Annotated in this window: 6 protein-coding genes and 5 pseudogenes; all 11 read left to right on the top strand. The window is 41.4% G+C overall.

Annotated elements, in window-relative coordinates; translation table 11 throughout:
* Positions 1–59 precede the first annotated feature (59 nt).
* Positions 60–353, top strand: a pseudogene (locus HSISS2_RS06380) (ABC transporter ATP-binding protein); the annotation flags it as partial.
* The gene (locus tag HSISS2_RS06375) at positions 343–2,121 is read left to right on the top strand and encodes an ABC transporter ATP-binding protein (RefSeq protein ID WP_021145955.1); all 1,779 of its coding nucleotides are present in this window, start codon (positions 343–345) and stop codon (positions 2,119–2,121) included. The pseudogene HSISS2_RS06380 and the gene HSISS2_RS06375, both read left to right, overlap by 11 nt.
* 109 nt (positions 2,122–2,230) lie before the next feature.
* Positions 2,231–2,854: a GNAT family N-acetyltransferase gene (locus HSISS2_RS06370; protein ID WP_021145954.1), complete on the top strand. Its 624-nt coding sequence runs from the start codon at positions 2,231–2,233 to the stop codon at positions 2,852–2,854.
* Positions 2,855–3,002: 148 nt separating this feature from the next.
* A complete protein-coding gene (locus HSISS2_RS06365; RefSeq protein WP_004183960.1) occupies positions 3,003–3,626 on the top strand; it encodes a GTP pyrophosphokinase family protein in 624 nt (207 codons plus the stop codon).
* Between the two features lies 1 nt (position 3,627).
* Complete coding sequence (locus HSISS2_RS06360) at positions 3,628–4,314, top strand: response regulator transcription factor (RefSeq protein ID WP_004183958.1); 687 nt, start codon at positions 3,628–3,630, stop codon at positions 4,312–4,314.
* Positions 4,315–4,317: 3 nt separating this feature from the next.
* Positions 4,318–5,539, top strand: a pseudogene (locus HSISS2_RS06355) (HAMP domain-containing sensor histidine kinase).
* 225 nt (positions 5,540–5,764) lie between these two features.
* Positions 5,765–6,502, top strand: coding sequence for a UMP kinase (gene pyrH, locus HSISS2_RS06350; RefSeq protein ID WP_004183953.1), 738 nt, complete (start codon positions 5,765–5,767; stop codon positions 6,500–6,502).
* 14 nt (positions 6,503–6,516) lie between these two features.
* A pseudogene (gene frr / locus HSISS2_RS06345) lies at positions 6,517–7,073 on the top strand (ribosome recycling factor).
* A gap of 87 nt (positions 7,074–7,160) precedes the next feature.
* Positions 7,161–8,017: pseudogene (cvfB, locus tag HSISS2_RS06340) on the top strand (RNA-binding virulence regulatory protein CvfB).
* A gap of 8 nt (positions 8,018–8,025) precedes the next feature.
* Positions 8,026–8,241 carry a YozE family protein gene (locus tag HSISS2_RS06335; protein WP_004183949.1) on the top strand — a complete coding sequence of 72 codons (216 nt, stop codon included), beginning with the start codon at positions 8,026–8,028 and terminating at the stop codon, positions 8,239–8,241.
* Positions 8,242–8,481: 240 nt separating this feature from the next.
* Positions 8,482–9,728, top strand: a pseudogene (locus HSISS2_RS10960) (LysM peptidoglycan-binding domain-containing protein).
* Positions 9,729–9,777: the final 49 nt, after the last annotated feature.

Raw genomic sequence — 9,777 nt, 5'->3', positions numbered from 1 at the left:
GGCTCTAAGCTGGGTCTAATTTCTCAGTGGCTAAAACAACGTTTGGCCTATTCCGTCGACGTGCCTTGGCTCGTAAGCCTGAAATCTTGATTTTTGACGATTCCTTCTCAGCTTTGGACTATAAGACAGACCGTAAACTGCGTCAAGAATTAGCTGAAAAAACACAAGATATGACCAAGTTGATTGTTGCTCAACGTATCTCTACCATTATGGATGCCGATCAAATCTTGGTGCTTGACCAAGGTAAGGTTGTTGGTCAAGGAACCCACAAGGAACTCTTGGCTAATAATGAAGTCTACCAAGAAATTGCCTATTCACAATTGTCTAAGGAGGAGTTAGAAAATGGAAAATAAGCCAAAAACATCGTCCTATAAACGCTTAAAACCCTATATTAAAGGCTTCCCAATTCCCTTTGTCTTAGCGATTTTTGGAGCTATTATTTCAGCGGTCATTACAGTTATTGGACCTGATAAATTAAAAGAAATCACCAATCTTATTACTGATGGGATTACGCCAACTAAGATGGGAATTATTCCCGGTATTGACTTAGACAAGGTGGGCAGCATTGCTTTAACCTTGGCTGTTCTCTATGCTATCTCAGCCATTGTTGGTTATTTGCAAAGCTTTACGGTTGCGACGGTTACACAACGCTTTTCACAACGTTTCCGTACCGCTATCCAAAAGAAAATCAACAGTGTACCTCTTAATTATTTTGACAGTCACTCTCAAGGGGACACCCTCTCTCGTGTGACCAATGACGTTGACCTTTTGGGACAATCTCTTAGTCAAGGTCTGGGTACCCTAATTACCTCAAGTGTTCTCTTGGTCGCAGCCATTATTATGATGTTTTACTCAAATGTCACTATGGCTTTCACTGCCATTGGTTCTGTCTTAATAGGATTTGTTCTAGTAGGCTTTATCATGGGCTTCTCACAACCCCTTTTCAAACGTCAACAAGAAAATTTGGCTAACATTAATGGATATATCGAAGAAATCTACACTGGTCAAGCTGTTGTAACGAGCTATAATGCCACTGAAGAGAGCAGTAAGGCATTCAAGGCCCTAAACGATAAACTTTATAAGTCGATGTGGCAGTCTCAATTTATCTCAGGTATTATGATGCCACTTATGATTTTCATTGGGAACTTTGGTTACGTTATGGTCTGTCTTGTGGGAGCTATTAAGGTTATTGATGGTAGCTTGACTATTGGTGATGTGGTAGCCTTCATGACCTATGTTCGTATCTTCTCACAACCCCTTTCTCAAATTGCGCAAGGGATTACACAACTCCAATCAGCAACTGCAGCTATTGGGCGTATCTTTGAATTTTTGGAAGAAAAAGATATGGATGACGAGTCAGCCAAGACAGCTGAGTTGACAGATACTAAGGGTCAAGTTGTCTTTGACCATGTTTCCTTTGGGTATACGCCTGAAAAGACTATCATTCATGATTTTTCAGCAGTCGCAAAACCTGGACAAAAGATTGCTATTGTTGGTCCAACGGGTGCTGGTAAGACAACCATTGTTAACCTGCTCATGAAGTTCTATAACATCGACCAAGGTCGTATCACTATTGATGGTGTGGATACTAATGATATGAAACGTGAAACTGTCCATGATCAATTTTCTATGGTGCTTCAAGACACTTGGCTCTTTGAAGGTACTATTCGAGATAATTTGATTTACAATCAAGAAAATATTTCTGACGAGCAAGTTATTGCTGCGGCCAAGGCTGTCGGTGTTCACCACTTCATCACCACGCTTCCAAAAGGTTATGATACTTATTTGGATGACTCGGTTACACTTTCAGTTGGTCAGAAACAGCTTTTGACCATTGCCCGTGCCCTTCTTAAAGATGCCCCTCTCCTTATCTTGGACGAGGCAACATCATCAGTTGATACACGTACTGAAGAATTGATTCAAAAAGCTATGGACAAGCTTATGGAAGGTCGTACTTCCTTTGTCATTGCCCACCGTTTGTCAACCATTCGAAATGCTGACCTTATCCTTGTGATGAAAGATGGTAATATTATTGAACAGGGTAATCATGCTGACCTTATGGCGGCAGATGGTTTCTACGCTGATCTTTATAATAGTCAGTTTACCGAAGAAGTTGCCTAGGATTTTCTTACAAAATTATAATATTTAACAAATTTTCATAAAACGTATGACTATAGGTCGTGCGTTTTATGTTATACTGAGAAAAAACAGATAGATTAGGAGACCCGTCATGCAATATCGTCAAGCAAGACAAGATGAAGTTCAGGAAGTTGCACAAGTATGTGCAGATGCCTTTGAAGATTATCCCTATCTCTCAATGATTGCCAGTAATTTAAAGAAACCTAAGCAGTATAAGGAATTTGTCTTAGCCTTGCAGGAAATGTTAGTGCGTTTGGCAATAAAGATGGATTCTTGCTTGGTAGCCGAACAGGATGGTCGCATTGTTGCGGTAGCTATTTTGCAACATCAGACGGTTTCCATGCTTAACTATTTGCAAAATGGAGCGACCAAGCTGTTCCGCTTCATCAGTATTACCAAGTTGTTTAAATATTTTAACTTTGTCGAAGAATCAGAGAGACATTTGGAAGATTCTGCAGAATACGACTGGTACCTGATGATGTTGGCGGTAACTCCTGATTTTCAAAGAAAGGGAATCGGAAGCCGCTTCTTACTTGAAGGTGTTGAACCCTTTGTGCGTAGCACAGGAGGCCGTAGTCTTGGCTTGATTACTAACCGTGACTATAATGTACCTTTTTATGAGAAGAATGGCTATAAGCTATGTGGTTACAAGGTTTTGACCTATGAAAAACACAAACTGGGCAACTGGCCTTTTGTCAAATCTCTTGAAGAATAGTCCAGTGGAAGGAAAACTTAGAGATACAAAATGAATCTGGCTTCGGCTGGATTTTTTTCATAGTCACAATGCCAGCTCTATTAGGCTCATTCCTTATTTTTAAGCCTATCTATGCTATAATGAAGAAACGCTATTAGAGGAGGTTTTTATGTCAACTCCAAGTATTTATGGGGAATATGCTCAGTATCTCCCCAACATTTTACAAGAAATAACTGACCCTATTATTGCGGCTAATATTGCGAGCAAAAAAGAAACAGGCTTTAAACTCTATGAACATTTTATTTCACGGATTAAGGAAAGTGACTCCATGCGTGAAAAGTGTCGTAGGAAGAATTTGCCTGAGACTAGCCAGTCTGCCCTCAAGGAAATTCGTGACAGTATTGGAATCCGTATCGTTTGTGGCTTTGTTGATGATATTTACAAAACTATCGAAGTGATAAAGGCTATTCCTGGTGTCACGGTCCACAATGAGAAGGATTATATTTCAAATGCCAAGCCTAACGGTTATCGTTCTTATCACCTCATTTTGGAAATAGAAACAGACTTTCCAGATGTGCTAGGAAATGAGAAAGGTACTTATTTTGTGGAGGTTCAGCTTCGGACCATCGCTCAGGATTCCTGGGCCAGTCTGGAACATCAGATGAAGTACAAGCATGATATCAAGAATCCTGAAATGATTACCCGTGAGCTTAAGCGTTGTGCAGATGAATTGGCTTCATGTGATTTGACCATGCAGACCATTCGTAACTTAATTCAAGAAGGAGGGGACTAAAATGGCTCTGAAAATTCTATTAGCAGAGGATGAGGAGGCTCTTTCCAGGGTTTATAAAGCAGCTCTTGAACATCAGGGGTACGAAGTGGATCAGGCCTTTAATGGGCAAGAAGCAGTGGATTTGGCTGCCCAGAATGCCTATCAAGTGATGATCATGGATATCATGATGCCCATCAAAACAGGTATTGAAGCCCTAAGAGAAATTCGCTCAACTGGGAATACCACGCATGTCATTATGTTGACGGCCATGGCCGAAATTGATGACCGTGTGACGGGACTTGATGCTGGTGCGGATGACTACTTGACCAAGCCCATGTCTCTAAAGGAACTTTTGGCTCGTTTGCGTTCATTGGAGCGCCGTTTTAGTGAAACATTTACGGCAAAAGTTTTGACGCTTGGCTCGGTTTGTTTGGACCAAGAGGATCAAGAGTTAGTGGCTGGCAATAGTATTCGCCTTTCAAGTCGTGAGACCAAGTTAATGGCTTATTTCATGCACAATCCTACCAAGAAGTTAAGTACTGAGCACCTCTTTAAAACCATCTGGGCTGATGAAGATGACGTTGATGAATCAATTGTCTGGGTTTATATTTCCTATCTGCGCCAGAAATTGCAAGCTATTAAGGCTGATATTAGCATTTTGGGCGAAAAGGGTGGCGACTTTTGTCTTGAGCTAATGAGAGAGGAGTAGGCTATGTTTAGACGATTACGCCTGCAATTTATTACGATTGCTTCCTTGGCCATCCTCTTTATCTTGGTCTTTATGGTGGGAATCATCAATACCGTGAGGTCTTTTCAGACGGAGCAGGAAATTAGCAAGGTACTCAACACCCTTTCGGAAAATAATGGTAGCTTTGGGAAAACCACAAAAATTGAGATCAATCAAGGACGTGAGATTCCTTCAGACAGTTTTCGATTTTTCAGCGTGACCTTATCGGGTGATAAGGTTGTTAGCCAGGATACCAGCCATACGGCCCTAATAAACGACGAGGAAGCGGCTAGCTATGCCCTGACAGTTAGCCGTTTGACCAATAATCTAGGCACGATTCGAGAAAAAACATCAATCTTAGCTATCAAGTAAGTAAGGTCAGTAAAAATAAGGTTTTGGTAGTCTTTCTGGACACGTCTTCTTATTATAATTCTTCCCAAGCTTTAATGAGTCTTTGTATCCTTTTATCACTGTTTGGCTTCATCTTTTTTGTCGTTATTGTCAGTGCTTTGTCTGGAATCGTCATTCGCCCCTTCATTCGAAACTATGAAAAGCAACGGCGTTTTATCACAAATGCAGGTCATGAATTGAAGACCCCATTGGCCATTATTTCTGCCAACACGGAGCTACAGGAACTCATGACTGGGGAAAACGAATGGACCAAGTCTACTAACGACCAGGTGGCACGATTGACCACTCTAATCAATTCGCTTGTGGCCTTATCTCGGCTTGAGGAGCATCCTGATATCGTTCTTCAAGATGTGGATTTTTCGTATGTTACTGAGGATGCAGCAGAGGACTTTAAGGGACCAGTTGTTCGTGACGGGAAATCCTTCCTTATGGATATTTCTCCAGACATCCATGTTAAGGCAGAGGAAAAATCTCTCTTTGAACTTGTAACTCTTCTGGTTGATAATGCAAACAAGTATTGTGACCCAGAAGGGACGGTTACGGTAAGACTTCGTCAAGTCGGAAGAACTCGTAAACGGGCTCGCCTGGAAGTGTCGAATACCTATAAGGATGGTAAGGCAGTCGATTATAGTAAGTTTTTGAACGCTTCTATCGTATCGAAGAATCCCATAATAACAAGGAAAATAAAGGTTTCGGTATAGGTCTATCCATGGCTCAAAGTATGGTCAAATTATTTAAAGGGCGTCTCTTTGCCTCCTACAAAGATGACACTATCACTTTTACAGTCATCTTGTAAGGATATTTTAAAATATTTGACTAGGTGAAAACCCTAATTTATGATAAAATAGTAAGGATGAAGATTTAGTGTTTCGCTTTGTCATAAAGAGACCATTTGTCAATCTGGAAAGAGCTTGTAAGAGCTTAATCTCCGTCTTAAAAAAATGGTCATTTACGGATTAGGAATGATAAATCTGAGCCAAGAATACAATCAGAAAAACAACATAGTTAATAGGGAGAAATCATGGTAGAACCAAAATACAAACGTGTCCTCATTAAACTTTCAGGTGAAGCTTTGGCTGGTGAACGTGGTGTTGGGATTGATCTTCCAACCGTACAGACAATGGCTAAAGAAATAGCAGAAGTCGCAGAATCAGGTGTTCAAATCGCCTTGGTTATCGGTGGTGGTAACCTTTGGCGTGGCGAACCTGCAGCCGAAGCAGGAATGGATCGTGTTCAAGCGGACTATACGGGGATGCTTGGAACAGTTATGAATGCCCTTGTTATGGCAGACAGTTTGAAACAACTTGGTGTTGACACACGTGTTCAAACGGCTATTGATATGAAATCTGTGGCTGAACCCTATATCCGAGGTCGTGCCCTTCGTCACCTTGAAAAAGGACGTATCGTTATCTTCGCAGCAGGTATCGGTTCTCCATACTTCTCAACTGATACCACAGCAGCCCTCCGTGCCGCTGAAATTGAGGCTGACGCTATTCTTATGGCGAAAAATGGTGTGGATGGTGTCTACAATGATGACCCACGTAAGAATGCTGATGCGGTTAAATTTGATGAATTGACCCATGTGGAAGTTATCAAACGTGGTCTTAAAATTATGGACGCAACAGCTTCTACCTTGTCAATGGATAACGACATTGACCTCGTAGTCTTCAACATGAATGAACCAGGTAATATTAAACGTGTTATTCTAGGTGAACACATCGGAACTACCGTTTCAAATAAAGCAGACGCACACAAGTAAGAAAGAGAGAAATTATGTCAAACGCAATTATTGAAAAAGCTAAAGAACGCTTCGCCCACTCACATGAGTCATTGGCTCGCGAATTTGGTTCAATCCGTGCAGGCCGTGCCAATGCGTCACTTCTTGACCGCATCACAGTCGAATATTATGGTGCCCCAACGCCTCTTAATCAATTGGCTTCAATCACTGTTCCTGAAGCACGTGTTCTTTTGATTTCACCGTTTGATAAAGGTTCAATCGCTGATATCGAACGTGCCATCAACGAATCTGACCTTGGTATTAACCCAGCAAACGACGGTTCTGTTGTGCGCTTGGTTATCCCAGCACTTACAGAAGAAACTCGTAAGGAATTGGCTAAAGAAGTTAAAAAAGTTGGTGAAAATGCTAAAATCGCTATTCGTAACATCCGTCGTGATGCTATGGATGAAGCTAAAAAGCAAGAAAAAGACAAGGAAATCACAGAGGACCAATTGAAAGGTCTTGAAAAGGATATCCAAAAGCAACAGACGATGCTGTTAAGAAAATCGACAGCATGACAGCAGAAAAGGAAAAAGAACTCCTTACTGTTTAATCAATAGAAAAATAAGGAGAGTGGGACAGAAGCAAAAAGCATGGACTATGTTAGCTTCCTTGTCCGGCTCTCTTTTTGAGGAAAAATATGAATACACTACTTGGAACCATCATTACTTCCTTAGTAACTGATGAAAATGATCGCTTTTACTTTGTCCAAAAGGATGGCGTGACCTTTGCTTTGGCTAAAAATGAAGGAAATCATGCGATTGGTGACATGGTAACAGGCTTTGCCTACACTGACAGCAAGCAGAAATCACGTTTGACACAAAAGGAAATTAAGGCAACTCGTGATTCTTATGATTGGGGAGAAGTCACTGAGGTTCGTAAGGATTTAGGTGTCTTTGTGGATGTGGGAATCCCAGATAAGGAAATTGTCGTCTCTCTTGATGTGCTGCCGGAACTCAAAGAGCTTTGGCCTAAAAAGGGTGATAAACTCTACATCAAACTAGACGTCGATAAAAAGGCCGTATTTGGGGGCTTCCTGCTGAACCTGAAGTCTTTCAACGTATGGCTGGGCCTGCCTATGACAATATGCAAAATCAAAAATGGCCTGCTATCGCCTATCGTCTCAAGCTCTCAGGAACCTTTGTTTACCTACCAGAAAATAACATGCTTGGCTTCATCCATCCGTCAGAACGTTATGCTGAGCCACGTTTGGGTCAAGTCCTTGAAGCCCGTGTGATTGGTTTTCGTGAGGTCGATCGTACCCTGAATTTGTCTTTGAAACCACGTTCTTTTGAGATGCTTGAAAATGATGCTCAAATGATTTTGACCTATCTAGAAAGCAACGGTGGTTTTATGACTCTAAACGATAAATCATCACCAGCAGATATAAAGGCAACCTTTGGTATTTCAAAGGGGCAATTTAAAAAGGCCTTGGGTGGTTTGATGAAGGCTAAAAAAATCAAACAAGATCAGTTCGGAACAGAATTAATCAGTTAGGAGAAAGTATGAGAAAATCTTTTTATACTTGGCTGATGACGCAACGTAACCCTAAATCCAATGAACCAGTAGCCATTTTAGCTGACTTGGCGTTTGACGATTCAACCTTTCCTAAACATACTGATGACTTTGAAGAGGTGAGTCGCTACTTGGAAGATCAGGCTAGTTTCTCTTTCAATCTAGGTCAATTTGATCATATTTGGGAAGACTATCTAGCGCATTAATAGTGTTTAATCTCTATTAAAGGACAGACCTATCTTGACAAAAACATTTTCAAGAAAACAGCAGTTGAGGGAGAATGAATTGTTACATTTTTTACAAATGTCTCAGCTTTTTTTCAATAAATTAGGCGTATTACAACTAGTTAGTAATTGCTTTAAAGTGCAATAATTTGCCACTTTTTTGACTAGAAGTATGGTATTATTGTAAGTGTTAAAATTGTTAAAAAAGGAATGAATTTATACATGTTATCAAAATCAAAAACAACTAAGGCACTTCTATACTCGACCGCAGCTCTTTCACTTTTTGCTGCTAGTCATGTACATGCTGATGATGTCGCTAATTGGACTGCTCGTTCAGTGGATCAAATCAAAGCCGACATCGCTGTTAGTGATAACCAACAAACTTACACTGTTCAATACGGTGACACTTTGGGTAGTATCGCAGAAGCAATGGGAATCGATGTAAATGTTTTGGCTAATATCAACCAAATCACAAACATTGACTTGATTTTCCCTGGAACAGTCTTGACAACAACTTACAACGCTGATAACCAAGCAGTTTCAGTTAAAGTTGAAACACCAGCTTCAGAAACTTCAAATGCATCTGTTGTTGCAGAGGCTAACTTGACAACTAACGAAGTAACAGTAAACGGACAAGCTGTAGCAACAACAGATTTGTCTGCTCCTGTTGATTCAGTAGACACAACGGCTACAGTTGCTCCTGCTACAGAAGAATCAACACAAGCTGTTTCAGAAGTGACAGAAGCTATCGCTTCAGCATCTGAAGCACCAGCTTACGCAGATACTGAACAACCAGTTGCCGATGCCATTGATCATGTAACGGCATCAGCAGAAGCAAAACCTGCAGAAGCCCCAGCCCCAGCAGCTGAAGAAAAACCAGCACAGCCTGCAGAAGCTCCAGCAGAGCAACCAGCAGCAACATCAGAAGCTCCAGCAGAGCAACCAGCAGCAACATCAGAAGCAGCTCAGAAGCCCCAGCGGCTTCAGAGGCAGCTTCAGAGGCCCCAGCGGCTTCAGAAGCTCCAGCAGAGCAACCAGCAGCAACATCAGAAGCAGTTTCAGAAGCCCCAGCGGCTTCAGAGGCTCCAGCAGCACAACCTGCTTCAACAAACACACTTCCAACGGATCCACACCTTCAACCACAAGCTGAAGCTTTCCGTCAAGATGTAGCATCAAAATTCGGTCTTACTGATATCGGTGGTTACCGTGAAGGTGATCCTCAAGACCATGGTAAAGGACTTGCCGTTGACGTTATGGTACCAGTTGGTTCAGAAGTTGGTAATCAAGTCGCTCAATATGCTGTAGACAATATCTCAAATGCAGGTATCTCATATGTCATCTACAGACAACAATTCTACGCACCAGTAGATAATATCTACGGACCAGCTAACACATGGAACCAAATGCCAGATCGTGGTAGCGTTACTGAAAACCACTATGATCACGTTCACGTGTCATTTAATGAATAAGTCAGAATGATAAAAAGTCACGCTTGGCGTGATTTTTTTGATATAATGG

Source organism: Streptococcus sp. HSISS2 (genome assembly GCF_000448665.1).
Classification (GTDB): Bacteria; Bacillota; Bacilli; order Lactobacillales; family Streptococcaceae; genus Streptococcus; species Streptococcus raffinosi.
The sequence above is the reverse complement of the archived record's forward strand: the minus strand, read 5'-3'. Positions and strand labels throughout refer to the sequence as shown.

Coding starts and splice junctions, on each gene's coding strand:
- HSISS2_RS06335 (WP_004183949.1), top strand. CDS start 8,026: ATGAGAAAATCTTTTTATACTTGGCTGATGACGCAACGTAACCCTAAA.
- HSISS2_RS06365 (WP_004183960.1), top strand. CDS start 3,003: ATGTCAACTCCAAGTATTTATGGGGAATATGCTCAGTATCTCCCCAAC.
- HSISS2_RS06375 (WP_021145955.1), top strand. CDS start 343: ATGGAAAATAAGCCAAAAACATCGTCCTATAAACGCTTAAAACCCTAT.
- HSISS2_RS06370 (WP_021145954.1), top strand. CDS start 2,231: ATGCAATATCGTCAAGCAAGACAAGATGAAGTTCAGGAAGTTGCACAA.
- pyrH (WP_004183953.1), top strand. CDS start 5,765: ATGGTAGAACCAAAATACAAACGTGTCCTCATTAAACTTTCAGGTGAA.
- HSISS2_RS06360 (WP_004183958.1), top strand. CDS start 3,628: ATGGCTCTGAAAATTCTATTAGCAGAGGATGAGGAGGCTCTTTCCAGG.